Consider the following 25,497-nt stretch of genomic DNA (forward strand, 5'->3'; position numbering starts at 1 on the left):
CCAGACCGTCAGACCCCGCACCAAGGAGCACCCATGGTTTCCAGCACCGAGTTCGTCGTCGCGCCGAGTGAGTCCCCGGCCTCGGAGGCCGACCGCCTCGAGGTGCTGGCGAACCCCGGCTTCGGGGTGCACTTCACCGACCACATGGCCGTGGTGGACCACACCGAGGCTGACGGTTGGCACAACGGCCGCGTCGTGGAGTACGGGCCGATCGCGCTGGACCCGGCGGCCTGCGTGCTGCACTACGCCCAGGAGATCTTCGAGGGCATGAAGGCCTACCGTCACGCCGACGGCAGCATCTGGACCTTCCGCCCGGAGAAGAACGCCGAGCGCATCCGCCGCAGCGCCCGCCGCATGGCCCTGCCGGAGGTGCCCGAGGAGATCTTCCTGGAGGCCATCCGCCAGGTCACCGAGATTGACCAGGCGTGGGTTCCGGAGTCTGCCGAGGGCTCGGAGACCTCGCTGTACCTGCGTCCCTTCGAGATCGGCACCGAGGCCTTCCTCGGGGTGCGTCCGGCGAAGGCCAGCCAGTTCTACGTCATCGCCTCCCCGGCCGGCCCCTACTTCCCGTCGGGTGTGAAGCCGGTGGACATCTGGGTCTCCCAGAACTACCACCGGGCGGGTTTCGGAGGCACCGGCTTCGCCAAGTGCGGTGGCAACTACGCCGCGTCCATGGCCGCCCAGGTGGAGGCCGCGGAGCACGGCTGCGCCCAGGTGATGTTCCTCGACGACCGCGAGGAGAAGTGGGTCGAGGAGCTGGGCGGCATGAACCTGTTCTTCGTGTTCTCCGACGGCCGGATCGTCACCCCGCCGACCTCCGGCACCATCCTCGAGGGCGTGACCCGCATGTCGCTGGTCGAGCTGGGCCGCGACGCCGGGCACGACGTGCAGGAGCGCCCCATCAGCATCGATGAGGTGACTGCCGGCATCGAGGACGGATCCATCTCCGAGGTGTTCGCCTGTGGCACGGCCGCGGTCATCACCCCGGTGGGCTCGTTCAAGACCCCGGAGAAGACCTGGGTCGTGGGCGGCGATGACCGCTCGGAGGAGCTCACCGAGTCCTTCCCGGTGACCATGAAGCTGCGGACCACGCTGACCGACATCCAGTATGGCCGCGCCGAGGACACCAAGGGCTGGCTGCACCGCTTGGTCTGAGGACCCTCAACGCACGTGCAGCGCCCGGCTCGTCACCTGCACGAGCCGGGCGCGCAGGGCTTGGCCGCGCTCGCTGAAGCCGCGCTGGGCGGCCACGTACGCGGCCTTGCCCTCGGGGGTCTCGATGCGGACCGGCTCGTACCCCCAGTCCCGTAGGTCGTACGGGCTGGCGCGCATGTCCAGCTCCCGCACGTCGCGGGCCAGCTCCAGGCAGTCGACCAGCAGCTCGCCGGGCGCCAGCGGCCCGAGGGTGGCGGCTACCTTGTAGAGGTCCATGGTCGTGTGCAGGCAGCCGGGCTGCTCGAAGGCGGTGCGGTCCTCGGGCCCGGGCCGCAGGGTGTTCAGGTCCCGTGAGCTGTCGGTGAAGAACCGGTAGGCGTCGAAGTGGCTGCACGCGATGGTGTGGCTCTCGGTCACCGCGTCCGTCGCCTCGCGCCCCAGCCGCAGCGGGACCCCGCCGTGGCGGCGGTCGTCCGCCTCGAGGCCGTGCACCATCGCCCACTCGTGCAGGCCGAAGCACCCGAACCGCGCCGGCCGGTTCGCCGTGGCCTGCAGGATGCCGTGCCAGCGGCGCACCGCATCTCCGCGCCGGGTTAGAAAGGCGGCCACGTCCACAGTGACGCCCCCGGCAGTCTCCCGGCCGTCCGCCGGGCCGTCTGCCTGGACCTCCTCGGGCGTCAACTCCCGGTGCTCCTTCCACCCCGCGCGCCCACCGGCATCGAGCAGAGCGACCCCTATGCCGGGGTGCCAGCGCCGCACCTCGGCCGGCCGCCAGCGGTAGTACACCCACAGGAAGTCCTCCACCGGGTGCTTCTGCCCGCGGGCCCGGCGCTCCAGATGCGGCCCGGCGATGGCGTCGACGCGCTGGGCGTGCGCGGCAGCTCGGGCCTGCCACTCCTCACGGGGCAGGACGATGAAGTTAGCGTCGACCGAGACGGCCGGCGTTGCGGAGGTGTGGGGGAGGGGGTGCATCGGGGCCGATTCTAGGTGGCGCACCCCATCGAGACCGGTCTGGAACACCTAGACTCCCGCCCATGCGCATCTGCCGGTTCACCGACGACTCCGACGAGCCCCGCTACGGCCTGATGGACGGCGAGGGCACCAAGATCGCCGAGGTCTCCGGCGACCCGCTCTACACCGCCATCGAGCTCACGGGCAAGACTTTCACCACCGAGGACGTCCGCCTGCTGGCCCCCGTGATCCCGCGCTCCAAAGTGGTGGGCGTGCGCCGCAACTATGCGGACCACGCCGCCGAGATGGGCAACCAGACCGATGCGGAGCCGGGCCTGTTCCTCATGCCGAACACCGCCGTCTGCGGCCCGGGCGACCCGGTCTTCATGCCGTCGATCTCCTCCGAGATCAGCTACGAGGGCGAGCTGGCGGTCATCATCGGCCGCATGTGCAAGGACGTCGCCCCGGAGGACGTCCCCGGTGTCGTGCTCGGCTACACCTGTGCCAACGACGTGACCGCCCGCGACCTGCAGAAGGCCGACGGCCAGTGGGCCCGCGCCAAGGGCATGGACACCTTCTGCCCCCTGGGCCCCTGGATCGAGACCGAGCTCGACACCTCCGACCTCGTGGTCCGCACCCGTCTCGACGGTGAGCTGGTCCAGGACGGCACCACCGCGGACATGGTCTTCGACGTGGCCACGATCGTCTCCCACGTCTCGCGCGCGTTCACCCTGCTGCCGGGCGACGTCATCCTCACCGGCACCCCGGCTGGCGTGGGGCCGGTGCAGCCGGGGCAGACCGTCGAGGTCTCCATCCAGGGCATCGGTCGCCTGGCCAACCCCTTCGTCTCCGCGGAGGACTGACCCGCCCACCCACCGCCTGCCCGATGGGGTGCGCTCACCCCATCGGGCACGGCGCCGCGGGCGGTGTGACGCAACAGACGCCTGTTTGAGCCCCCCAACGGTGGGGCCCGGGGCCTCCTGCCACGTACCCTCAAGCGCATGTCCACGGCTCCCATCGGCATCTTCGACTCCGGTCTCGGGGGGCTCACCGTGGCCCGGGCCGTCATCGACCACCTGCCGCACGAGTCGACGGTGTACCTGGGCGACACCCACCACGCTCCCTACGGCCCGCGCCCCATCGCGGAGGTCCGACGGCTGGCCCTGGACTCCCTCGACGCGTTGATGGATCGCGGGGTCAAGGCCCTGGTCATCGCCTGCAACTCCGCCTCGGCAGCCGTCCTGCACGACGCCCGCGAGCGCTACTCGGTCCCCGTCATCGAGGTGATCCGTCCCGCGGCCCGCCGCGCCGCCGGCATCACCCGCACCGGGGCCGTCGGCGTCATCAGCACGCAGGCCACCCACACCTCCGGGGCGTACCGGGACGCGTTCGCCGCCGTCCCCTCGGTGCAGCTCCGTTCGCAGCCGTGCCCCCGCTTCGTTCACTTCGTGGAGTCCGGCACCATCTCCGGCCCGGAGGTCTTCGCCGCCGCCACCGAGTACCTGCAGCCGCTGAAGGAGGCGGGCGTGGACACCCTCATCCTGGGGTGCACGCACTACCCCCTGCTGCGCGGCGTCATCGCCTACGAGATGGGTCCGGAGGTCTCGCTCGTCTCCTCCGCGGAGGAGACCGCCGCCGAACTGCTGCGCACCCTGGCCGACCGGGGCGAGCTCGCCCCGGACGCCACGGTGCCCACCCACGAGTTCCTCACCACGGGCGACCCCTCCCAGTTCAGCGAGCTCGCCCGCCGCTTCCTCGGCCCCGAGGTGAGCGCGTTGAACACCCACCGGCTGCCGGTGGAGACTGACGTCCCTCCCACCGGGTCCCTCCCAGTGCTCGAGGCGGGGGACGTCCGATGAGGGTGCGCGTCGTGGGCTGTTCGGGCTCCTTCTCCGGTCCCCGCTCTGCCACCTCCTGCTACCTCGTGGAGCACGAGGCGCAGGGGCGCACGTGGCGGGTGGTGCTCGACCTGGGCAGCGGGGCCCTCGGCGAACTGCAGCGCTACACCGACCCGACGGCGGTGGACGCCTACCTCATCAGCCACCTGCACCCCGACCACCTGGTGGACCTGTGCGGGCTGTACGTGCTGCACACCTACGACCCGCACGCCGCGCACCCGGACCGCATCGCCGTGCACGGCCCGGCGGCGCTGCGCGAGCACATGGACGGCGTGTACGGCGTCCACCCCGGCGAGAGCCTGACCTCCACCTATAACTACCACCCGGTGCGCGACGGGTGGCAGACCACCATCGGGCCGTTCACCATCACGTGGTTCCAGGTCAACCACCCGGGGGACGCCTACGGCATGCGTGTGAGCGCGGGGGGCAACGTGCTGGCGTTCACCGGGGACACCGACGACACCCCCGCGCTGGACGGGTTGCTGATCGGCGCGGACGTGGTGCTGGCGGACTCGGCCTTCGTGGAGGGGCGGGACGCCGCCCAGGGCATCCACCTGACGGGTCGCCGGGCCGCCCTGGCCGCCCAGCGTGCCGGGGGAGTGGGACAGTTGGTGCTCACGCACATCCCGCCGTGGAACGACCCCGAGTACACCCTCGCCGAGGCGCGGCAGGTGTGGGACGGCCCGCTGTGCCTGGCCGAGCCGGGGCTGCTGCTGGAGGTCGCCCCGGTGGACCACGCCCTCTCCGCCCGTTGATGCGGGCCGCCGTGGCACCATCGACGCCGTGACCTCCCCCGCACCCGCCCCCGCCCCCTCGCGCCTGCCGGGCGTCCTCGCCTGCCTGGTTGCCGGCCTGGCCTCGATGGGGGTGGCGCGCCTCATCGGCACCGCCGTGCCGGCGGTGAGTCCGTTGCTGGTGGCGATCCTGCTGGGCATCGTGGTGGGGAACCTCGTCGCGCTCCCCGCCAGCTGGGCCCCGGGGTTGACCAAGGGCAGCAAGACGATGCTGCGCGCCGGCATCGTGCTGCTGGGCCTGCAGGTGTCGCTGGCGACCATCGTCGGCCTGGGCTGGCGGGTGGTGCTGGCCGTGGTGGTCGTGGTGGTGGCGGGTTTCGCGACGGCCGTGGTGGCCGGGCGGTTGCTGGGTGTGCGGCCGGTGCTGGCGCTCCTGGTCGGGTCGGGATTCTCCATCTGCGGTGCGGCGGCGGTGGCGGCGGCCGACGGGGTGTTGGAGTCCGACGAGCAGGACGTGGCCGTCGCGCTGGCGCTGGTCGTGCTCTTCGGGACGCTGATGATCCCGGTGGTGCCGTTGGCCGCCTCGGCGATGGGGGTGGACCCCCACACGACCGGGCTGTGGGCGGGGCTGTCGGTGCACGAGGTGGCGCAGGTGGTGGCTGTCGGTGGCATCGTGGGCTCCGGTGCTCTGGCCGTGGCGGTGGTGGCCAAGCTGGCGCGGGTGGTGCTGCTGGCCCCGGTGATGGTGGGGCTGGCCGTGTGGCGTCGTCGCCAGCTGCGGGCCGAGCAGGTGCGGGCCGGGCAGGCCGACGGGGGAGCGGCCCACCCGACGGCCGGGCAGGACGCCGTCACCCTGCCGCCGCTGGTGCCCTTCTTCGTGGTGGCCTTTCTCGCGATGGTTCTCGTGCGCACCTGGGTGCCGTTGCCCTCGGTCCTGCTGGAGGTGGCGACGGTGGCCCAGACCGTGCTGCTGGCCGCGGCCATGTGGGCCCTGGGCACGGGCGTGCAGTGGTCGAAGCTGCGTGCGGTGGGCGGTGCGCCGTTCGCCCTCGCCGGGATCACGACCGCCGTAGTGGCCGCCGTCGGCCGGTGGGGCGGTCCTGGCCTGAGAGAGCCAGCACCACCGGGGTGGGGGCTTGGACCCACCTTCCGCCCGGTCCGCGCGGAGGGCGCCCGGCCCCACCTCGCGCCCGGTCCGTGGGGAGGGCGCTCGGCCCCACCCGCTGGGACGTCGCACTTTGCAAGTGAGTCGTCGCACTTTGCACGGATCGGCGCTGGTTCCTGCAATGCGCGACGCACCACGGGAAATGTGCGACGCCTCGATGCGGTGACGGGGCCGGACCGCTCCGGGAGCCACCCCCACCGCGCCCCGTAGGCTCGGCACCATGACTGACGCCCCCGCATCGGCCACCCAGACCACTGCGTCCACCTCTGAGACCACCCCTGGCGCGCGCCACGACGGCCGCGCGCCCGACCAGCTGCGAGACGTCCGCATCACCCGCGGCTGGCTCGACCACGCCGCCGGCTCGGTCCTCATCGAGTTCGGCCGCACCCGGGTGCTGTGCGCGGCCTCCTTCCAGCCCGGCGTCCCGCGCTGGCTCAAGGGCCAGGGCACGGGGTGGGTCACCGGCGAGTACGCCATGCTGCCCGCCGCCACCCACACCCGTAGCGACCGCGAGTCGGTCAAGGGCAAGGTCAAGGGCCGCACGCAGGAGATCTCCCGCCTGCTCGGCCGCGCGCTGCGGGCCGCGGTGGACACCTCGGCGCTGGGGGAGAACACCATCGTCATCGACTGCGACGTCCTGCAGGCCGATGGGGGAACCCGCACCGCCGCCATCACCGGTGCCTGGGTCGCGCTGGCCGATGCGGTGGCCGCCGGCAAGGCCTCGGGAGACATCCCGGCCAACGCCCAGGTGTTGCGCGACTCCATCCAGGCCATCAGCGTCGGCATCGTGGACGGGCAGCCGGTGCTCGACCTGGACTACCCGGAGGACTCCGGTGCCGGCGCGGACATGAACGTCGTCATGACCGGCGCAGGCGAGCTGGTGGAGGTGCAGGGCACCGCCGAGGGGCAGACCTTCGACCGCGCGATGCTGAACGCCCTGCTCGACCTCGCCCAGGACGGCTGCGCCACCCTCGCCGCCGCCCAGCAGGCCGCCCTGGCCCTCGATGCGGGGGAGCGCCTCGAGGTGTCGCCCGGCGAGCAGCCGGCGCAGCCCGGGCAGGCCCAGCAGGACGGGCAGGACGCCTGATGGCCGCTCGCCGCATCGTGCTCGCCACCCGCAACAAAGGCAAGGTTCCCGAGCTGCAGCGGATCCTGTCCGAGGTGTTGCCGGGTGAGACCGAGGTCGTGACCCTGGCGGACGTGGCCCCGGGCGCGCCCGACGTGGTGGAGAACGGCGTCACCTTCGAGGCGAACTCGCTACTGAAGGCCCGAGCTGCGTGCGAGCTGACGGGTCTGCCCGCCATCGCCGACGACTCGGGGTTGTGCGTGGACGTCCTGGGTGGCGCGCCGGGCATCTTCTCCGCGCGCTGGTCCGGCGGCCTGGTGGACTCCACCGGTGCCGGGCCCGGGGCGGACCGCGACGCGGACAACATCGCGCTGCTGCTGGCCCAGCTGGCGGACGTGCCGGACGAGGAGCGCGGGGCACACTTCGCCTGCGTCATGTCCTACGTGGACCCCGATGGCCTCGAGCTGACCGCCCGCGGCGAGATGCAGGGCGTCATCCTGCGCGAGCGGCAGGGCGAGTACGGGTTCGGTTACGACCCAATCTTCGGGGTGGATGCCACGGAGTTCGACGATGCCGAGCAGCCGCAGGTCCAGGCGGTCGGTCCGTCCTCGCGCAACGGGTCGGACGTGCCGGACGTCATCTCCGAGGTGGCGGCCGAGGGGCACGCCTCCGAGGTCGCCGCGGACGCAGCCGCCAAGGTGGGGGACGACACCCCCTTCACCGCCGGTGACGATGGAGCGGTGAGCGCGGCGGAGCTGCCCCCGGAGGTGAAGAACGCCATCAGCCACCGCGGCCGCGCGGTGCGCAAGCTGGCGGCGCAGCTGGCCCCGGTGGTCTGAGACGGGAACTCGTGCGCGGCACAGTCAGCGGCGTCGCAGGCGCGCCGCGACGGCGGTGAGCAGCACGGCGGCCGCCACCGTGCCGGCGGTCCATACCAGCACGTCCGACTCGAACTGTCCGGTGCTGCGGGCCACCGCGATCCACGCCATGCCCCACGCGGCGGCCAGGGCGGGCGCCAGGCGACCCCGCGTCGCGCCGGCCAGTGCCCCGAACACAGCGGCCAGCACCACCAGCACTCCCACGGTCACCCAGACCGACCCGGAGAGGCCGTCCGCGCCCGAGGCAGCGAGCCAGGACGTGATGTTGGCTGCCGTGGCCACGCTGACCCAGCCCAGGTACAGCCCGAAGGTGCCGTCCACCAGCACGGTCTCGACCCACCCGCCGCGAGGGGTGGCGTGCAGCACCAGCACGATCCGGATGAGCACGGCCAGCAGCGCCAGCATCACCACCACGCTCAGCCCCAGCCATCCGGCCTGGGTGACGCCCAGCCACAATGCGTTGAGGACGGCCGATGCCGCGGCCCAGGGCCGGAGGCGACGGTGGCGCTCGTCGGCGCGCTGACCGGGGAACAGCTGCCACACCGCGTACCCCGCCAGGCCGGCGTAGATCACGCTCCAGATGCTGAACGCGGTGCTGGCCGGGGCGATGGGGGTGGCGTCCGCACCCAGCCACCCGCCGGCCACCTCGTTGACCGGGTCCCCGACCACGGCACGCGAACCGAGGAAGGCCCCCACCATCGAGAGGGCCACCACCACGAGCGTCAGGATCGGGGCAGCCAGTCCCGTGCCCGGGCGGGCGGCGTGGGGCGGGCGCGCAGCATCGGTCATACGGGATGGTCCCACGTGCCGGGAGATCCTCCATGGCTCGGCTCGCTCGGTTCGCCCCGCACGCTGATCTGGGGAGCCGCCTCATAGGGTGGGTGCATGAACTCCCCCCTCGTGCAGCGCATGCAGCCCTTCGGCACCTCGATCTTCGCCGAGATGACCCAGCGGGCCATGGCGGCCGATGCGGTGAACCTGGGCCAGGGTGCCCCGGACTCCGGCACCCCGCCGCAGCTGGTGGAGTGGGCGCACGAGGCCATGGTGGAGGGCCGCAACCAGTACCCGCCCTTCTGGGGCGTGCCGGAGCTGCGCGAGGCCATCGCGACCCACCAGCAGCGCTTCCACGGGCTGGAGGTGGACCCGGCGGAGGTGCTGGTGACCGTCGGCGCGACCGAGGCGCTCACGGCATCGATCCTGGCGCTGGTGGAGCCGGGGGAGGAGGTCATCGTCATCGAGCCGGCCTACGACTCCTACGGGGCTGCGATCGCGCTCGCCGGGGGTGTGGTGCGGCCGGTGGCGCTGTCGCTGCCGGGGCTGGAGCTCGACCCGGCGGCGTTGGAGGCCGCGTTCAGCGACAACACGGCGATGGTCATCGTGAACACCCCGCACAACCCGACCGGGCGCACGTTCAGCGCTGAGGAGCTCGCCCTCATCGGGCGGCTGGCGGAGGAGCGCGATGCGGTGATCCTCACCGACGAGGTGTACGAGCACCTGGTGTTCGATGGGGCGAGCCACCTGCCGCCGGCCGCGGTGCCCGAGTGCGCGGGGCGGACGTTGACGGTCTCCTCGGCGGGCAAGACCTTCGCGGTGACCGGGTGGAAGGTCGGGTGGGTGCACGGTCCGGCCGAGCTGGTGGAGGCGGTGGCGAAGGTCAAGCAGTTCACCACCTTTGGTGTGGGGACGCCGTTGCAGCCGGCCATCGCGAAGGGGCTGGCGCTGCCGGAGGAGATGTTCACCAACCTGCGGGACCTGCACCAGCGGCGCCGTGACCTGCTGGTGAGCGGTCTGCGGAGTGTCGGGTTCGGGGTGGAGGTGCCGCCGGCGGGGTACTTCGTCATCGCCGATGCGGCGCCGCTGGGGGTGACCGACGCGCTGGCGTGGTGCCGGACCCTGCCGGAGGAGGCCGGGGTGGCGGGGGTGCCGGTGCAGGCGTTCTGCAGCGACCCCGACCAGGCCCGCAGTCTGGTGCGTTTCGGGTTCTGCAAGACCGAGGACGTGATCGCCGAGGGCATCGAGCGACTGCAGCGCTGGGCCGACCGCGGCTGAGGCAAGGGCGGAAGAGGCTACCGCTCGTCCTGCAGGGGGGCCTGACGGCTGTCCTTCGTGAGCTTCTCCTCGAGGTCATCGACCCAGATCCCGATGAGCCCCCAGATCACTAGTGTGAGGGCGCCCATCGCGAAGGCCACGGTCGTGTCGCGCACCAGGAGGGTGTACGCGAGGCCGTAGAGGGCGAGGTGCAGGGCCGTGGTGGCCACGGTCTGCACCAGCCGTGGGGCCCCCGCCGCGGCGCAGGCGAACTTGACCGGGAGTGCCAACAGGGGGCTCAGGACGCCCAGCACCGAGACCATGAGGAGCGTCAGGAACGCGGCCCACGGGAGGGGCACCGTCAACGCGACCCCCCGAAACTCTGCGATAGCCAGGACCACCAGGCTCGGCATGGACACGAACAGCAGGATCAGCAGGAGCGGGACCCCAAAGCCGATCACGGGATGCAGTTGCCGGGACAACAGAGCGCTCCTTCAGTGCTGCCGCGTGATGGTGCGCCGCAGACCCTACACAGCGACCCCAGCGGCCTCGCCGGGAGAAGGAGCCGCACGGCTGTCCCCCTCGCTCCCGCGATGCTGGAACCGGCCGCCTTGTGCGTTGCCCAGGGCTTGTGAGCCGTGGGAGTACGGTTCTGGCAGCAGGCACGACACGTGGTCCACAGGGGGGACATGAAGACGTCACGGCATGAGGCACGGAACGGCGCGCGGGGTGGGCGCTGGTGGCAGGTGCTCGGTGTTGCCGTTGCCGTCGTGTGCGGGCTGGGCCTGCTGGCCCTGGCCGTGCTGGCCTGGTGGCCGGGGGCGGCGTTCTCCCAGTGGGCAAGCACCCAGTGGTTCGTGGCGCAGGGGATCGCGTTTCCCACGGTCGGCGGGGTGGCAGTGCTGGTCGTCAGTGCGCTGGTCCTGGGACTGGCGCTGCTCCGGTGGAAGCGTCACCGGAGCCAGGTGGCGCGGTGGTTCGCCATCGCTGCGCTGCCCGGACTGCTGGCGGGGGTTGGGCTGGTGGCCTTCCCCGGGGGTCCGCCCTGGAGCAGCGGGCCCCGGGCCGTGACGGATCAATCCGCAGGGGAGGCCGCCCCGGTGTCCGTGCTCTCGGTGGTGACCTACAACAGCCTGGGTTCGCTCACCGCATCGGATCTTGAGCGGCTGGAGTCCGAGTTCCAGCCCGACCTGCTCGTCCTGCCGGAGACGTCGCACGCCCGGGCGCAGGCGGCGGTCGACGCCGCGGGGTGGCCCGGGACCGCGGTCACGCACGGGCTGGCGGCCCGCACGGCCCCGGAGAGCAGCCCCATCGAGGCCACGACGGTGCTGCTGCGCGACGGGCTGCCGGAGTACACGCCCGCCGAGGCGGAGCCGTCCCTGCAGGGCAACGTGCGGCTGGAGCCGACCGAGCCGGGGCAGCCGCTCGTGCTGGGCGTGCACTACGCGCCGCCGCTGCCGGGGTTCATGTCGCTGTGGCGTGACGACCTGTCCCGCTCGGTGGCGGAGGCGGAGGCCGCCGCCCAGGACGGGCCGGTGGTGCTGGTGGGTGACCTCAACGCCACGATGCGGCACGGCGCCTTGGCCGGGATGGAGGGCCTGGTCGACACGGCACGCGCGTGCGGGCGCCCCGAGGGCACCTGGCCGAGCCACTGGCCCGCCTGGGGGCGCAGCGCCATCGACCACGTGCTCGTCTCCGAGGGGGCCGAGGTGCTCTCGTGCCAGGCCCTTCGGCTCTCCGGGTCCGACCACCTGGCCTACGCCACGACGGTCCGCTTCCCCGGCTGATCCCGGGGGCTGGTGCGCGAGGCGGGACTCGAACCCGCACGCCGGAGCACAGGAACCTAAATCCTGCGTGTCTGCCAGTTCCACCACTCGCGCGCGCCGGTCATTGTGCCGGATGCGGCCTAGGACTCTAGGTGCTGGCGCACCGTCGCGAGGCGGAATCCGGCCCCAACGCCCAGGAGGTCCGTCTGGTCGGCCGGCGGCAGCTCCGTCCCGCCGTCGGACTGCGGGGCGTCGAACACGGTGACGAGCAGGTGGAGATCGTCGCCCAGCCCGTGCTCCTCGGCCACCGCCACCAGCACCCGCAGCACCTCCCGCACGGCGTCCACGAGCTGCCCGGAGGAGGTGGCCGGGCGGACGGCGGAGACCTGCAGGGCGTATCCCGCGTCGAAGCCGTCCAGGAAGGTGACCCGCACCTTCTCCAGCCTGGGCAAGGCGGAGACCCGGCGCTCCACCACGGCGCTGATCTCCGCGCGCTCGGCGTCGGAGTGCTGGCTGCATCCCGTGAGCAGCATGGCCACGGCCGCCGGGCCGGACAGGAGCAGGAGACGGCGGGAGGTCGGTGTCATGCCGGCCTCAGACGGCGCTGGTCAGCGGCAGCTTCAGCTGGTTCTTCCCCAGGCTGGCCACGTGGCCCTTGGCGCGCACGTTGTACCGGGCGTGCTCGATGACACCCTCCTCGTCGATGACGAAGGTGCTGCGGATGACGCCCTGCACGACCTTGCCGTAGTTCTTCTTCTCCCCGTAGGCCCCGTAGGCCTTCAGGGTCTCCAGCTCCGGGTCGCTGAGCAGCGGGTAGCCCAGCTCGTGCTTCTCGGCGAACTTCGCGTTCTTCTCCACGGTGTCCTTGCTCAGACCCAGCACGGTGTACCCGGCCTCGGCCAGCGCGGCGGCGTTGTCACGGAAGTCACAGGCCTCCGTGGTGCAGCCTGGGGTGGAGGCGGCGGGGTACACGAAGAGCACCCCCTTGCGTCCGCGCAGGTCGGACAGGGAGAGCTCCCCGCCCTCGCTGCTCGGGAGGGTGAACTCGGGGGCCTGGTCGCCGGTCTGCAGTCGGGTGGTCATCACACGTCTCCTCTGGTGGGGTTCTGCGTTAGAGTTTCAGGCAGTTTCCCAAGGAAAGGCAATCTCGTGGCCAAGCAGTCCAAGGACACCCGCTCCGTCGAGCAGATCACCCGCGACATCGACGCCTCCCGCCTTCGCCTTGCCGGCGACGTCGACGAGCTCGTCTACCGCGTCCACCCCAAGGAGGTCGCCCGCCGTGCGCAGGAGGACGCGCAGGTCAAGTTCAACCAGACCATGTACGACAGCGATGGCGCCCTGCGCGGCGACCTGATCGCCAAGGGTCTGGGCGGGGCCGGCGCCGCCACCTTCGGCCTGGGCCTGCTGCGCCGCCTGTTCAACAAGGGCTGATCTCCCCGGCCCCCGATGGGGGCACGCTCCGTCCGGACGGCCCAGCACCTCGGAATCGACCGTCCACCCGGAGCACCGACGCCGGAGGCCCACCCCCTCGATGGGGGTGGGCCTCCGGCGTCTGCTGTGCGCGGCGCGCCCGGTGCGGCCCGCGGACCGGCTCCCGCTCAGACCACGCGCAGGATGGTGAGGTCGTCGTGCGCCTTGCGACCTGCCGCGGTCATCTCGGCCGCGGTCTCCGTCTCGTGGGTCCGGATGGAGTGCGCCAGGGCCAAGGTGTCCTCCGCGGCCCGGCGGGCCCACTCGGCGGCGTCGTACTGGTGCCAGGTCTCCAGCGGCCGGGTGGCCCCGTCGCTGGCCAGCCAGGCCCGTCGCACGTCGGCCAGCGGGAAGGACCCGGTGCGGGCCTCCTCGGCCGCCCGCACGTCACCGCGCGCCGACCACCACCCGCCCGGCGCGTTCATGCTGGCGCCGGGGGCGTTCACACCGTCGAGCCGGTCGTCGATGACCTGCAGCACCTGGCCGTCGACGAACTCCACGATCAGGCTGGAGTCGCACAGGGCGAGGAATTCCAGCTCGTCACCGACCACGCGGGCCATCGTGAGCGTGGACCACGGGCCGGTGTCCGCGTCGCACTGCGGGTGGGCGGCCCGCACCGCCTCGATGCCGTGGGCCACCGCCTCGCGCAGACCCACCGGCTCCCCGACCACCGGCCCGAGCGCGTCGGCGGGGGAGAGGTGGTCGACCACGGCGTCGACGAGGCGCTGGCTGAACCAGTCCACCTCGTGCTCGCAGCCGGGGCGCGCCGCCGGCCCCACGCCGGCCCCGTCGGCCAGGGCGAGCACGCCGCCCCGCTGGGCGACGGCGTCCTGGCACGGGATCTGCGTGTGCGCCGCCCACCGGATCAGCTCACCGGGCTCCAGCGGGGCACCGGAGGAGGCACCCACCTCGGGGGAGGGGGCGCCGAGCATGCGCGGGTCGATGGCCACGGGTGGTCAGCCCCGGGCGGCGACGGCGTCGCGGGCGTCGGCGAAGGCCTGCACGCAGGTGCGGACGTCCTCCTCGGAGTGGGCGGCCGAGAGCTGGACGCGGATGCGCGCCTCGCCCTTGGGCACCACCGGGTAGGAGAAGGGCGTGACGTACACGCCGCGCTCGAGGAGCTCCTCGGCGATGAGGCCGGCCTGGCGGGCGCCGTCCTCGCCGGGGAACATCACCGGGATGATCGGGTGACTGCCCTCGAGCAGCTCGAAGCCGGCCTCGGTCATGAGCTCCCGGAAGAGCTGCGCGTTGGTCTGGAGCTGGCGGCGCAGGTCGTCGGACTGCTGCACGAGCTCCAGGGCCTTCAGCGAGCCGGCGGCGGTGCTGGGGGCCACGGCGTTGCTGAACAGGTACGGGCGGGAGCGCTGCTTGAGCAGGGCCACGATCTCCTTCGGGCCGGCGACGAAGCCACCGGAGGCGCCGCCGAGGGCCTTGCCGAAGGTGCCGGTCACGACGTCCACGCGGTCGATGACGTCGAACTTCTCCGGGGTGCCGCGGCCCTTCTCACCGGTGAAGCCGGTGGCGTGCGAGTCGTCGACCACGACCAGGGCGCCGAACTCCTCGGCCAAGTCGCAGATCTCCGGCAGCGGGGCGTAGTAGCCGTCCATGGAGAACACGCCGTCGGTGACGACGACGGTGCGGCGGGCACCGGCCTCCTGGGCGGCCTGCAGCTGGGCGCGCAGGTCGTCCATGTCGCGGTTGGCGTAGCGGAAGCGCATCGCCTTGGAGAGGCGCACGCCGTCGATGATGCTGGCGTGGTTGAGGGCGTCGGAGACGATCGCGTCCTCCTTGCCGCAGAGGACCTCGAAGAAGCCGCCGTTGGCGTCGAAGCAGGAGGCGTAGAGGATCGCGTCCTCGCAGCCGACGTACTCGGCGATGCGCTGCTCGAGCTCGGTGTGAAGGGTCTGGGTGCCGCAGATGAAGCGGACCGAGGCCATGCCGAAGCCCCACTGGTCGAGGGCCTCCTTGCCGGCGGCGACCACCTCCGGGTGGTCGGCCAGGCCGAGGTAGTTGTTGGCGCAGAAGTTCAGCGCCTCGGCCTTCTTGGTGGTCACGTGGGCCGACTGCGGGGAGGTGAGCTCGCGCTCGGCCTTCCACAGTCCGGCGTCCTTGATCTCGGTGAGCTCGGAGTTCAGGTCGTCCTGGAACGCATACATGTCGGCCAGTGTGTCAGGTGTGGTGGGTGGTGAGTTGCCTGCATCGATGCGGCACAGATGGCTCGCCGAGGTGCTCGCGAACAGCCATCTGCGCCGCATCGGTGCGGGCCCGCCGGCGAGGCTGTGGTCACCCGGCGGTGACCTGCTCCAGCCACGGGTGGTCGGGGTGGGCCAGGGCCAACGCGTCGCGGAGCCACCTGCGCTGGGCGCCGCTCAGCCGGGGGAGGCAGGCGGCCAGGTCGGCGCGGTCCTTGGGCCGGTCGCCCGGGGCCTTGAGCAGCAGCTGTAGGTGGGGCTGCAGGTAGCGCACGCCATCGCGCTCCCACAGCGCGTCCGTCACCGGCACCCGAATCCGGTCGTCCCGCTTGTACACCCACTCCTCGGGTGTGCCGGGGGAGAGGAGCAGGTCGTACTCCCACGGGCTCTGGGCGTCCCTGCGCAGCCAGAGCTGTCCGCACCCTGCGGGCAGCACCTCGGGTCCGCCGTCGGGTGACGCCTCGGGCAGGAGCGGGTGCAGCGCACCGCCGACGGCGCACCACGCGTGGTAGCCCTGCGCGCTCAGGTGCCGGCGGAGCGCGGGGAGCTCCGCAGCCAGTGCGCTGGGGTCGATGTCGCCGTGCGCTCGCTCGACCCCGCTGAACGCCTGGATCGCCCAGCCGCCGGCCACCCACCAGGATCCGCCGTAGCCCTCGAACAGAGCGGCGATGTCCCGGGGTGCCCGACGAGTCCAGTCGCCGTACCAGGCGAGGAGCTCAGCTTCGTCCATGGGCAGAAAGTGCCTCGGCAAGACGATCCAGATGGTGCTCGACGATGTCTTCCACGAGATGGGGGTCGACGCGGAAGTACTCGTGGATCACGACGTTCCGGAGGCCGGCGATGGAAGCCCAGGGAACCTCTGGGGCGGTGTCCTTGGATTCCTGCGGGAGTGCCCTGACGGCCTCGCCGATGACGGCTAGATTCCGGAGGATCGCATCACGTGCCATCGCCCCGAGGGCCTTGTCGCGGAGGTGTGGGGCGTAGGCGCGGCAGCGCTCGACGGCAGCGAGGATGTCGGCGAACCGCTCGTCCGGGCTTCTGCTCACAGCGGTCGGGCGTCGCGGAGCGCGGTGAGGGACACGTTCTCCCGCAGGAGGTCGGGAGTCACGACGTCCACCCGGTGACCCAGAGCCTCCGTCAGCTCCTCGCTCAGCCCAGCGACCCTGAGCAGGGGGTTCCCGTGGCCCGGCAGGAGGTCGACCATCAGGTCGATGTCGCTGGCGGCCGTGGCATCCCCGCGCGAGACCGACCCGATGAGTCGCGGGTGCGTCGCGCCATAGCGGTGGAGGAGCTGGTCGATCACGAGACGGTGAGCGCGCAGGAGGTCCCGCAGGGCCTCGCTCTCAACCGTGACGACCGACATGTGGTCAGCGTACTCAGCCGAGCCACTCCCGGTGGCCGACCAGCGCCACGTGGGCCGCGCCGAGCTGCTCGGCCACCCGTGCGGTCGCGGTGCCGCCGACCCCGTCGCGGGAGTCGATCGACCCGGCCACGGTGAGCACCTCGCGCACCGCGGGGGTGAGCCGCTCGTCCATGCCGGCCAGGTCTGCGTCGGTCATCTCGTCCAGCTCGATGCCGCGCTCCTCGCAGAGCCGCACGCAGGCCCCGGCGATCTCGTGGGCCTCACGGAAGGGCACCTGCTGGCGCACCAGCCACTCGGCCACGTCGGTGGCCAGCGAGAAGCCCTGCCCGGCCAGCTCGGCCATCCGCCCGGTGTCGAACTCCAGCGTGGCCACCTGCCCGGCGAAGGCCGGCAGCAGCACCTCCAGGGTGTCCACCGCGTCGAAGACCGGCTCCTTGTCCTCCTGCAGGTCCCGGTTGTAGGCCAGCGGCAACCCCTTGAGCGTGGTGAGCAGCCCGGTGAGGTCGCCCACCAGCCGCCCGGCCTTGCCGCGGGCCAGCTCGGCGATGTCCGGGTTCTTCTTCTGCGGCATGATGCTCGACCCGGTCGACCACGAGTCGTGCAGCCGCGCGATGCCGAACTCCTTGGTGGCCCACAGGATGATCTCCTCCGAGAGCCGCGAGAGGTCGACCCCGATCATCGCGGTGACGAAGGCGAGTTCGGCCGCGAAGTCCCGGCTCGCCGTGCCGTCGATCGAGTTGGCGCAGGTGGCCGTGAAGCCCAGCTCGGCGGCGATCGCCCCGGCGTCCAGCCCCAGCGAGGCCCCGGCCAGCGCACCGCCGCCGTAGGGGGAGAAGTCGGTCCGGGCGTCCCAGTCCCGCAGGCGTTCCACGTCCCGCAGCAGCGGCCAGGCGTGGGCCAGCAGGGCGTGGGAGAGCAGCACCGGCTGGGCCGACTGCAGGTGGGTGCGGCCCGGCATCGGGGCCCCCAGGTGCCGCTCGGCCTGGTCCAGGAGGGCCTCGACGAGGTCCAGCACCTGCCCGGCGATGACGCGGGCGTGCTCCCGGAGGAACATCCGGAAGAGCGTGGCCACCTGGTCGTTCCGGGAGCGCCCGGCCCGCAGGCGGCCACCCACCTCCGGGCCGACCTCCTCCAGCAGCAGCCTCTCCAGGGCGCCGTGCACGTCCTCGTCGGTCGGGTCCGGGTGCAGCTCCCCGGCGGCGAAGCGGGCTCCCAGCACGTCCAGCCCGCGCTGCAGCTCGGTGTGCGTGGCCTCGTCGAGCAGCCCGGCGGCGTGCAGGGCCCGGGCGTGGGCCCGCGAGCCGGCGAGGTCGTAGGGGACCAGCCGCCAGTCGAAGTGGGTGCTGCAGGAGAGTGCCTGCAGCTCCGGGCTGGGCCCGCTGGCGAAGCGCCCGCCCCACAGGGAGCCGGTGTTGGTGGCCTGCTTCTGCGTCATGGTGTCCTCGCTCATCAGTCGGCCCCGAACTCCATCGCGGCGGCGTCCAGGGCGTCGTCGATCTCGTCGACATCGCCCACGGCGGTGTTCCGGGAGATCTGCTCCCCGCCACCGGGCTCCAGGGTGCCCAGCAGGTTGCCCTGCTGCACCGCCACGTGGCCCTGGTCGTCGGGCTGCAGGGCGTACCGCTCCAGCACGGAGCGGGAGTCGGCGATGTCCAGGTTCCGCATCGTGAGCTGGCCGATCCGGTCCATCGGGCCGAAGGCGGCGTTCTCCGTGCGCTCCATGGAGAGCTTGTCCGGGTGGTACGAGAAGTTCTCGCCGCGGGTGTCGAGGATCGTGTAGTCCTCCCCGCGCCGCAGCCGGAGTGTCACCTCACCGGTCACCAGGGAGGCCACCCAGCGCTGCTGCGCTTCCCGGATCATGAGCGCCTGCGGGTCCAGCCAGCGCCCCTCGTACAGCAGGCGGCCCAGGCGCCGGCCGTCGGCGTGGTAGCTGGCGATGGTGTCCTCGTTGTGCACCGCGTTGAGCAGTCGCTCGTAGGCGGCGAAGAGCAGGGCCATGCCGGGGGCCTCGTAGATGCCGCGGGACTTGGCCTCGATGATCCGGTTCTCGATCTGGTCGCTCATGCCCAGCCCGTGGCGGCCGCCGATCTGGTTGGCCTCCAGCACCAGCTCCACCGGGGTCAGGCTCTGCCCGTTGATCGCGACCGGGCGGCCGGCCTCGAAGCGCACCGTGACGTCCTCGGTCTCGATCTCCACCTCCGGGTCCCAGAAGCGCACGCCCATGATCGGCTCCACCGTCTCCAGCGAGACGTCCAGGTGCTCCAGGCTCTTGGCCTCGTGGGTGGCGCCCCAGATGTTGGCGTCGGTGGAGTAGGCCTTCTCCTGGGAGTCCCGGTAGGGCAGGTCCCGGGCGGTGAGCCACTCGCTCATCTCGGCGCGGCCGCCCAGCTCCTCGACGAACTCCGCGTCCAGCCAGGGCTTGTAGATGCGCAGGTTCGGATTGGTCATGAGCCCGTACCGGTAGAAGCGTTCGATGTCGTTGCCCTTGAAGGTGGAGCCGTCGCCCCAGATGTCGACACCGTCCTCCTGCATGGCCCGGACCAGCAGGGTGCCGGTCACGGCGCGGCCGATGGGGGTGGTGTTGAAGTAGGTGCGACCACCGGAGCGGATGTGGAAGGCCCCGCAGGCCAGCGCGGCGAAGCCCTCCTCCACGAGGGCGGCCCGGCAGTCCACCGAGCGGGCGATCTCGGCGCCGTATTGCGTGGCGCGGTCCGGCACGCCGGCGATGTCGGCCTCGTCGTACTGCCCGAGGTCGGCGGTGTAGGTGCAGGGGACGGCGCCCTTCTCCCGCATCCAGGCGACGGCTACCGAGGTGTCCAGGCCGCCGGAGAACGCGATGCCGACGCGCTCGCCGACCGGGAGGGTGGTCAGGACCTTGCTCATGGGTGGGTCTCCTTCGTGGGGGTCTGGGATGTCTGGGGTGTCGGTGGTGTCTGGGCGGTGTCGGTGCCCTCGCCGAGCTCGAGGCAACGTCGGGCCAGGCGCTCGCCGCCGTGCGGGTCGCGGCAGATCAGCAGCACGGTGTCGTCGCCGGCGATGGTGCCCAGCACGTCATCGAGGCCGGCCCGGTCGAACGCGCTGGCGAGGTACTGCGCGGCGCCTGGTGGAGTGCGCAGCACCACCTGGTTGCCGCTGTGCTCGGCGCTGACCAGCAGCTCACCGGCAAGGCGGCGGACGTGGGCCACGGCCGCTGCACCCTCGCGGGCCAGGGTGGGGGTGGGGTCACCGCCCTCGGCGGGCACGGCGTACACCAGCGAGCCGGAGGTGGCCCGCACCTTGAAGGCGCCCAGCTCGTCGAGGTCCCGCGAGAGCGTGGCCTGGGTGACCCGCAGCCCGTAGGTGCCCAACAGTTCGGCGAGTTCGGCCTGCGAGTGCACCAGGTGCTGCTCCAGCACCTCCACGATGCGGCGCTGCCGGGCCTGCTTGGTCGAGGGGGTGGTGGTCATGCCCGACGCTCCCACAGCCAGGCCAGCAGGGCCTTCTGGGCGTGGCGGCGGTTCTCGGCCTCGTCCCACACGACGCTGGCGGGGCCGTCGATGACCTCGGGGGAGATCTCCAGGCCGCGGTGCGCCGGCAGGCAGTGCAACACGATGGCATCCGCGGCCGCGTGCGCGAGCAGCTCCGGGGTGAGCGACCACGGCCGGAAGGTGGCCAGCCGGTCGGACTCCTCGTCCTCGCGCCCCATGGAGACCCAGGTGTCGGTGACCACCACGTCGGCGCCGCTCACCGCATCGACCGGGTCGTCGACCAGGGTGACCGACCCCCCGGTGGCGGCGGCGATCTCCCGCCCACGGTGGACGATGTCCGGGAGCGGGGCGTGGCCGGCCGGCGAGCCGATGCGGACGTGCATGCTCGCGGTGGCGCCGGCGAGGATCCACGAGTGGCCCATGTTGCAGCCGCCGTCGCCCAGGAAGGTCACGGTGAGGCCGGTGGGGCTGCCCTTGTGCTCGGTGACGGTCTGCAGGTCGGCGAGCAGCTGGCAGGGGTGGAAGTCGTCGGTGAGGGCGTTGACCACCGGGATGCCGGCGTGCTGCGCCATCTCCTCGAGGTGGGCCTGCTCGGCGGTGCGCCACACGAGGAGGCCGGCCTGTCGCCCGATGACGCGGGCCACGTCGGGGATGGACTCGCGCGTGCCGGCGGCGGCCAGGCCCGCATCGATGGCGAACTCGTGGCCGCCCAGTTCGGCGACGCCGGCGGCGAAGGACAGCTGGGTCCGCAGGGTGGGGCGGTCGTAGATGGTGGCCACCGTGACCGGGCCCTGCAGGGGCTTGTGGGTGAACGGCTGGGCCTTCAGCCTGGCGGCGAGGGCCAGGACCTCGGCCTGCTCGGCCGGGGAGAGGTCGTCGTCGCGGAGGAGGTGGCGCGTCATGGGGTGCGACAGTACATAGATTCACGGCGGTGTGCAAAAACATGCAGTGTGCCTGCATGCCCCGGCCCGACCCAGCCGCCCGCATCCGCCGCACCCCATCCCGCATCGGTTCGTCGCTGGTGGGCCGACATCGGCTCTCAGGGGCCCACCCACGACGAACCGGTGGGCCGCGGATGCCGACCGCCGTCAGTCGACCTGGATCTCACCCATCGGGCCCCAGCCGTCGGACTCGACCTGCTCGGAGACGATCTGCGGCGTCGCGGACAGGTACTGCGGGAACTGCTCCTGCATGGTGGCGAAGTGCTCGGAGTTCACGTGGGCCTCGGCGGCGTCGTCCTCGAACGCCTCGATCAGCACGTACGTGGTCGGCTCCTCCACGCTGCGGAACCACTCGAACCACTTGTTGCCCGGCTCGGCACGGGTTGCCTCGGTGAACGCGCGGCTGATCTCCGGCCAGTCGTCGGCGTGTTCGGGCTTCACGGGGAACTTCACGTTGATCAGGATCATGCGCCCAGCCTCTCAGACACCCCGTCCCGATGCGGGGAGCGTCACCCGCCGCCGCCCTCACCTCACCCGTCCCCATGCGGGGAGCGTCACCCCGCATCGTCCGGGGCACACCCCCGACCCCGCTAGACTCACAGCGTCTGCGCAACGCCGCGCACCGACCGTCTCCGTGTCCTGCCGTGCAGGGTGGGGAAGGGGTCCGCAGCGCCGGTGGGAGCGCTGACCTGACCCCGGGCCGACCGCCCCGCACGCCCTCGACGCGAAGGACGACATCGACGTGACGACCGCAGACGACCACCGCACCACCTGGGACTCCCGAGAGGCCTGTGCCGAGGCCCTGGTCCCGCTCGTGGGCCGCCTCTACCGCGAGAACGGGGTGGTGACCTCCGTCCACGGCCGCCCGCTGTTCCGCCGGGGCGCCATCGACATCATCAAGGCCCACCGCTTCGCCCGCCGCATCGACGACGTGGAGCTCGAGGTCGGCGACACCCTGCCGATGGTGGAAGCCATCGCCGAGCTGAAGCCCGGCCGTGCCTCCATCGACGTGGCGCGCCTGCACCGCAAGTACACCGAGTCCGGCTCCGGCGACCTGCAGGCCTTCCTGGCCGAGGAGCTGAAGGAGATCGCCGGGGGCTCCGCCGAGGCGGCCCAGCGCGACGTGGTGCTCTACGGCTTCGGCCGCATCGGCCGCCTGCTGGCCCGCATCCTCGTGGACCACGAGGGCCTGGCCTCCGGCCTGGTGCTGCGCGCCATCGTCACCCGCAAGGGCAAGGCCGAGAACGACCTCGAGAAGCGTGCCTCCCTGCTGCGCCGCGACTCCGTGCACGGTTCCTTCCAGGGCACCATCACGGTGGACGAGGAGAACCGCACGATCACGGCCAACGGCACCGAGATCGCCATGATCTACGCGAACGACCCCAGCGAGATCGACTACACGGCCTACGGCATCAACGACGCGATCGTCATCGACAACACCGGCGCCTGGCGCGACGTCGAGGGCCTGTCCAAGCACCTGCAGAGCAAGGGTGTCTCCCGCGTGCTGCTCACGGCCCCCGGCAAGGGCAACATGCCCAACATCGTGCACGGCGTGAACAACGAGATGATCGGTGACGAGAAGATCGTCTCCGCCGCCTCCTGCACCACCAACGCCATCACCCCGGTGCTGGCGCTGCTCGATGCGGAGTACGGCGTCGTGGGCGGCCACGTCGAGACGGTGCACGCGTTCACCAACGACCAGAACCTCATCGACAACTACCACAAGGGCGAGCGTCGTGGCCGTTCCGCGGTGCTGAACATGGTGCTCACCGAGACCGGTGCCGCGAAGGCCGTCTCGAAGGCCCTGCCGCAGCTCGAGGGCAAGCTCACGGGCAACGCCATCCGCGTCCCCACCCCGGACGTGTCCATGGCCGTGCTCAACCTGACCCTGGGCAAGCAGGTCACCCGTGAGGAGCTCAACGAGTTCCTGCGCAGCGCCTCGCTCTACGGCCCGCTGCACTCACAGATCGACTACGTGGACTCCCCGGAGATCGTCTCCACCGACCTGGTGGGCAACCGCCACGCCGGCATCGTCGACGGCCGCGCCACCATCGCCACCGGTGACGACCGCGTGGTGCTGTACGTCTGGTACGACAACGAGTACGGCTACTCCTGCCAGGTCGTGCGCGTCGTCGAGGAGATGGCCGCGGCCCACCCGCCGGCCTTCCCCAAGGCCTGACGCCGATCCACGCGTGAGAAGGGGCGCCCCGGGCCAGCTGGCCCGGGGCGCCCCTCGTGGTGTGCCGGCGGCTCGACGGGGTGAGCCCCGCCCGAGCACGCCGCCAGCCACCCGCATCAGAGCCGGTAGTCCACCACCACCGGCGCGTGGTCAGAGAGGCGCTCGGCCCGGCTGGGCTCCTTGTCCACCCCGGCGGACTCCACGCTGCGTGCCAGCGTGGGCGTGGCCAGGTGGTAGTCGATCCGCCACCCGGTGTCCCGCTCGAAGGCCTGGCCCATCCAGGACCACCAGGCGTAGGGCCCGTCGGTGTCGGGGTACTGGGAGCGCACCACGTCGACCAGCGTGCGGGGGGAGAGGATCGAGCCGAACCACTCGCGCTCGGACGGCAGGAAGCCCTCGGAGTTCTTGTTGCCGCGCCAGTTCTTCACGTCCCGCTCGGTGTGGGCCACGTTGAAGTCGCCCATCACCACGAACTCCCGCCCGGCCGCGGCGGCCGCCTTGCGGGAGCGGTCCAGCTGCTTGGCGAACCCGGCCAGGAAGCGCATCTTGCGGTCGTACTTCGCGCCGCCGTCGGGGGCCTCCCGCATGCGCTTGGCCATCTTCTCCTGCAGGTCCGCCGGCAGCCCGCCCTTGGGCAGGTAGAGCGAGGCCACGGTCACCGGGGCATCGGCCAGGTCCACCTCGATGTAGCGGCCCTCGCCGGCGAACTCCTTGAGCTCCCGCGGCAGGGTCGGCCCCGCATCGGGCTCGGTGAGCTCCGTGTGCTCCTCGCCCGGCGCCCGGCGCAGTACCGGGGCCCCGAAGGTCCGCACGGCCGCGGGTGCCTCGCGGGTGAGCACGGCCACGCCGTTGCGGCCGGCCCGGTCGCCGGGGTCGTAGGACAGGTGGTACTCACCGAAGACCCCGGACGGCAGCAGGCTGACTGGGCAGCGCACCTCCTGCAGGGACACCACATCGGGCTGGCGACGGGCCAGCCAGTGCTCGAATCCCCGGGTCTGACAGGCCCGGATGCCGTTGACGTTGAAGCTCGCGATCCGCATCGGGGAATTCTCTCAGCCGTCTCGCTGCCTCGGGGTCAGGACCCGGAGTGAGGACCCGGGGTGCTGGGCGATGGGGTGGGGTGACGGCCCCGGCTCAGCTCCAGTCCAGCAGCACCTTGCCGCACTTGCCGGAGCGGGCGGTGTCGAAGGCCTCCTGCCAGTCCTCGGCAGCGAACCGGTGGGTCACCACGCTGCGCACGTGCTCCACGAGGGTCTCGTTGTCCTGCAGCAGCTGGGTCATCTTGTACCAGGTCTCGAACATCTCGCGCCCGTAGATGCCCTGCAGCGTGAGCATGTGGGTGATGACCTTGCCCCAGTCCACCTCGTAGCCCTGGCCGGGCAGGCCCAGCATCGCGATGGCGCCGCCGTGGTTCATGGTGTCAATGGCCTCGCGCACCGCGGACCCGTGGCCGGACATCTCCAGGCACACGTCGAAGCCCTCCTTCATGCCCAGCTCGGCCATGGCGTCGGCGATGCGGGTCTGAGAGACGTTCACGGTCAGGTCGGCACCGGCGGCCCTGGCCAGCTCCAGGCGCTCGTCGCTCACATCGGTGGCCACCACGTAGCGGGCGCCCACGGCCTGGGCGACAGCCACCGCCATCACGCCGATGGGGCCGGACCCGGTCACCAGCACGTCCTCGGCGGCCAGCGGGAACTTCAGTGCGGTGTGGACGGCGTTGCCCAGCGGGTCGAACAGGGCGCCCAGGTCGGCGTCCACCCAGTCCGGCTGCTTCCAAGCGTTCTCGGCGGGGATCACCACGTAGTCGGCGAACGCGCCGTCGCGGTTCACCCCGACGCCGAGGGTGTTGCGGCACAGGTGGCGGGCACCGGCGCGGCAGTTGCGGCACACGCCGCACACGATGTGGCCCTCGCCGGAGACCTTGTCGCCCACGGCCATGTCACCGCGGTCCTCAACGCCGTCCCCGAGCTCGACGATCTCGCCGAAGAACTCGTGACCGATGATCTGCGGCAGGTTCATGGCGCCTTCGGCCCACTCGTCCCAGCCCTCCAGGTGGAGGTCCGTGCCGCACAGACCGGCGCGCTCCACGCGGATCTTCACCTGGCCGGGGCCGGCGGAGGGCTCCGGGGCGTCGATGAGCTGGAGGCCGGGGCCGGGGGAGGTCTTGGCGAGCGCGCGCATGGTGGTCGTGGTGTCCTTCGGCGTCGGTGGCGTGAACGGAGTCCATCCCATCACGCCGGGCGA

Annotated in this window: 28 protein-coding genes and 1 tRNA gene; 11 read left to right on the forward strand and 18 right to left on the reverse strand. The window is 72.0% G+C overall.

Features of this window, described 5'->3' with window-relative positions; translation table 11 throughout:
* The first annotated feature begins 33 nt into the window (after positions 1-33).
* Entirely contained in the window at positions 34-1,155 is a 1,122-nt protein-coding gene (locus tag KSED_RS04825; RefSeq protein WP_015778980.1) for a branched-chain amino acid aminotransferase, read from the forward strand.
* 6 nt (positions 1,156-1,161) lie between these two features.
* On the opposite strand, the gene KSED_RS04830 is transcribed toward KSED_RS04825, so the two are convergent.
* Positions 1,162-2,127: a hypothetical protein gene (locus tag KSED_RS04830; RefSeq protein ID WP_015778981.1), complete on the reverse strand. Its 966-nt coding sequence runs from the start codon at positions 2,125-2,127 to the stop codon at positions 1,162-1,164.
* A gap of 62 nt (positions 2,128-2,189) precedes the next feature.
* Between KSED_RS04830 and KSED_RS04835 the strand changes: the two genes are divergently transcribed.
* The 6 genes from KSED_RS04835 (at position 2,190) to KSED_RS15750 (ending at position 7,808) form a co-directional block, all read left to right on the forward strand.
* The gene (locus tag KSED_RS04835) at positions 2,190-2,969 is read left to right on the forward strand and encodes a fumarylacetoacetate hydrolase family protein (RefSeq protein WP_015778982.1); all 780 of its coding nucleotides are present in this window, start codon (positions 2,190-2,192) and stop codon (positions 2,967-2,969) included.
* Between the two features lie 138 nt (positions 2,970-3,107).
* On the forward strand, positions 3,108-3,965 hold the full coding sequence (gene murI / locus KSED_RS04840) for a glutamate racemase (RefSeq protein ID WP_015778983.1): 858 nt from the start codon (positions 3,108-3,110) through the stop codon (positions 3,963-3,965).
* The gene (locus KSED_RS04845) at positions 3,962-4,759 is read left to right on the forward strand and encodes an MBL fold metallo-hydrolase (protein WP_041290862.1); all 798 of its coding nucleotides are present in this window, start codon (positions 3,962-3,964) and stop codon (positions 4,757-4,759) included. The genes murI and KSED_RS04845 overlap by 4 nt, the downstream gene beginning before the upstream one ends.
* 28 nt (positions 4,760-4,787) lie before the next feature.
* The gene (locus KSED_RS04850; RefSeq protein WP_015778985.1) at positions 4,788-6,113 is read left to right on the forward strand and encodes a YeiH family protein; all 1,326 of its coding nucleotides are present in this window, start codon (positions 4,788-4,790) and stop codon (positions 6,111-6,113) included.
* Between the two features lie 10 nt (positions 6,114-6,123).
* Positions 6,124-6,990 (forward strand): ribonuclease PH, encoded by an 867-nt coding sequence (gene rph, locus KSED_RS04855; protein WP_015778986.1) that lies wholly within the window; start codon positions 6,124-6,126, stop codon positions 6,988-6,990.
* The gene (locus tag KSED_RS15750; RefSeq protein ID WP_015778987.1) at positions 6,990-7,808 is read left to right on the forward strand and encodes a non-canonical purine NTP pyrophosphatase; all 819 of its coding nucleotides are present in this window, start codon (positions 6,990-6,992) and stop codon (positions 7,806-7,808) included. The genes rph and KSED_RS15750 overlap by 1 nt, the downstream gene beginning before the upstream one ends.
* Positions 7,809-7,832: 24 nt before the next feature.
* Here KSED_RS15750 and KSED_RS04865 read toward each other — a convergent pair whose 3' ends face one another.
* The gene (locus tag KSED_RS04865) at positions 7,833-8,636 is read right to left on the reverse strand and encodes a TspO/MBR family protein (protein ID WP_015778988.1); all 804 of its coding nucleotides are present in this window, start codon (positions 8,634-8,636) and stop codon (positions 7,833-7,835) included.
* Between the two features lie 96 nt (positions 8,637-8,732).
* Here KSED_RS04865 and KSED_RS04870 point away from each other — a divergent pair, with 96 nt between their 5' ends.
* Complete coding sequence (locus tag KSED_RS04870) at positions 8,733-9,896, forward strand: aminotransferase class I/II-fold pyridoxal phosphate-dependent enzyme (RefSeq protein ID WP_015778989.1); 1,164 nt, start codon at positions 8,733-8,735, stop codon at positions 9,894-9,896.
* A gap of 17 nt (positions 9,897-9,913) precedes the next feature.
* Here KSED_RS04870 and KSED_RS04875 read toward each other — a convergent pair whose 3' ends face one another.
* Positions 9,914-10,357, reverse strand: a complete 444-nt coding sequence (locus tag KSED_RS04875; protein WP_015778990.1) for a hypothetical protein — start codon at positions 10,355-10,357, stop codon at positions 9,914-9,916.
* Positions 10,358-10,564: 207 nt separating this feature from the next.
* On the opposite strand from KSED_RS04875, the gene KSED_RS04880 reads away from it, so the two are divergent.
* Positions 10,565-11,662 (forward strand): endonuclease/exonuclease/phosphatase family protein, encoded by a 1,098-nt coding sequence (locus KSED_RS04880; RefSeq protein ID WP_015778991.1) that lies wholly within the window; start codon positions 10,565-10,567, stop codon positions 11,660-11,662.
* A gap of 10 nt (positions 11,663-11,672) precedes the next feature.
* Here KSED_RS04880 and KSED_RS04885 read toward each other — a convergent pair.
* The 3 genes from KSED_RS04885 to KSED_RS04895 form a co-directional block, all read right to left on the reverse strand.
* A tRNA-Leu gene (locus tag KSED_RS04885) sits at positions 11,673-11,755 on the reverse strand.
* A 26-nt stretch (positions 11,756-11,781) separates the two neighbouring features.
* Entirely contained in the window at positions 11,782-12,228 is a 447-nt protein-coding gene (locus KSED_RS04890) for an LSm family protein (RefSeq protein WP_015778992.1), read from the reverse strand.
* A gap of 7 nt (positions 12,229-12,235) precedes the next feature.
* Complete coding sequence (locus tag KSED_RS04895) at positions 12,236-12,724, reverse strand: peroxiredoxin (RefSeq protein WP_015778993.1); 489 nt, start codon at positions 12,722-12,724, stop codon at positions 12,236-12,238.
* A gap of 66 nt (positions 12,725-12,790) precedes the next feature.
* Between KSED_RS04895 and KSED_RS04900 the strand changes: the two genes are divergently transcribed.
* A complete protein-coding gene (locus tag KSED_RS04900; RefSeq protein ID WP_015778994.1) occupies positions 12,791-13,072 on the forward strand; it encodes a DUF3618 domain-containing protein in 282 nt (93 codons plus the stop codon).
* A gap of 167 nt (positions 13,073-13,239) precedes the next feature.
* Here KSED_RS04900 and KSED_RS04905 read toward each other — a convergent pair whose 3' ends face one another.
* The 10 genes from KSED_RS04905 to KSED_RS04950 form a co-directional block, all read right to left on the reverse strand.
* Positions 13,240-14,061: a protein phosphatase 2C domain-containing protein gene (locus tag KSED_RS04905; protein WP_015778995.1), complete on the reverse strand. Its 822-nt coding sequence runs from the start codon at positions 14,059-14,061 to the stop codon at positions 13,240-13,242.
* Positions 14,062-14,067: 6 nt separating this feature from the next.
* Positions 14,068-15,267: a glycine C-acetyltransferase gene (locus KSED_RS04910; RefSeq protein ID WP_015778996.1), complete on the reverse strand. Its 1,200-nt coding sequence runs from the start codon at positions 15,265-15,267 to the stop codon at positions 14,068-14,070.
* A 127-nt stretch (positions 15,268-15,394) separates the two neighbouring features.
* Positions 15,395-16,033 carry a nucleotidyltransferase domain-containing protein gene (locus KSED_RS04915; RefSeq protein ID WP_015778997.1) on the reverse strand — a complete coding sequence of 213 codons (639 nt, stop codon included), beginning with the start codon at positions 16,031-16,033 and terminating at the stop codon, positions 15,395-15,397.
* Positions 16,020-16,349, reverse strand: a complete 330-nt coding sequence (locus KSED_RS14075; protein WP_081439765.1) for a HepT-like ribonuclease domain-containing protein — start codon at positions 16,347-16,349, stop codon at positions 16,020-16,022. The genes KSED_RS04915 and KSED_RS14075 overlap by 14 nt, the downstream gene beginning before the upstream one ends.
* Entirely contained in the window at positions 16,346-16,666 is a 321-nt protein-coding gene (locus KSED_RS04925; RefSeq protein WP_015778999.1) for a nucleotidyltransferase family protein, read from the reverse strand. The genes KSED_RS14075 and KSED_RS04925 overlap by 4 nt, the downstream gene beginning before the upstream one ends.
* A gap of 13 nt (positions 16,667-16,679) precedes the next feature.
* Positions 16,680-18,116, reverse strand: a complete 1,437-nt coding sequence (gene argH, locus KSED_RS04930) for an argininosuccinate lyase (RefSeq protein ID WP_015779000.1) — start codon at positions 18,114-18,116, stop codon at positions 16,680-16,682.
* Complete coding sequence (argG, locus tag KSED_RS04935) at positions 18,116-19,549, reverse strand: argininosuccinate synthase (protein WP_015779001.1); 1,434 nt, start codon at positions 19,547-19,549, stop codon at positions 18,116-18,118. The genes argH and argG overlap by 1 nt, the downstream gene beginning before the upstream one ends.
* Positions 19,546-20,112 carry an arginine repressor gene (locus tag KSED_RS04940; protein ID WP_015779002.1) on the reverse strand — a complete coding sequence of 189 codons (567 nt, stop codon included), beginning with the start codon at positions 20,110-20,112 and terminating at the stop codon, positions 19,546-19,548. The genes argG and KSED_RS04940 overlap by 4 nt, the downstream gene beginning before the upstream one ends.
* Positions 20,109-21,035 (reverse strand): ornithine carbamoyltransferase, encoded by a 927-nt coding sequence (gene argF, locus KSED_RS04945; RefSeq protein WP_015779003.1) that lies wholly within the window; start codon positions 21,033-21,035, stop codon positions 20,109-20,111. The genes KSED_RS04940 and argF overlap by 4 nt, the downstream gene beginning before the upstream one ends.
* Before the next feature lie 186 nt (positions 21,036-21,221).
* The gene (locus KSED_RS04950; RefSeq protein WP_015779004.1) at positions 21,222-21,542 is read right to left on the reverse strand and encodes a putative quinol monooxygenase; all 321 of its coding nucleotides are present in this window, start codon (positions 21,540-21,542) and stop codon (positions 21,222-21,224) included.
* Positions 21,543-21,816: 274 nt separating this feature from the next.
* Between KSED_RS04950 and KSED_RS04955 the strand changes: the two genes are divergently transcribed.
* Entirely contained in the window at positions 21,817-23,253 is a 1,437-nt protein-coding gene (locus tag KSED_RS04955; RefSeq protein ID WP_015779005.1) for a glyceraldehyde-3-phosphate dehydrogenase, read from the forward strand.
* 116 nt (positions 23,254-23,369) lie between these two features.
* On the opposite strand, the gene KSED_RS04960 is transcribed toward KSED_RS04955, so the two are convergent.
* The gene (locus KSED_RS04960; RefSeq protein ID WP_015779006.1) at positions 23,370-24,293 is read right to left on the reverse strand and encodes an exodeoxyribonuclease III; all 924 of its coding nucleotides are present in this window, start codon (positions 24,291-24,293) and stop codon (positions 23,370-23,372) included.
* Positions 24,294-24,387: 94 nt separating this feature from the next.
* Positions 24,388-25,434: an L-threonine 3-dehydrogenase gene (gene tdh, locus KSED_RS04965; protein WP_015779007.1), complete on the reverse strand. Its 1,047-nt coding sequence runs from the start codon at positions 25,432-25,434 to the stop codon at positions 24,388-24,390.
* Positions 25,435-25,497 lie beyond the last annotated feature (63 nt).

Origin of the sequence: Kytococcus sedentarius DSM 20547 (genome assembly GCF_000023925.1) — a bacterium.
In the GTDB taxonomy this organism is placed as follows: Bacteria; Actinomycetota; Actinomycetes; order Actinomycetales; family Dermatophilaceae; genus Kytococcus; species Kytococcus sedentarius.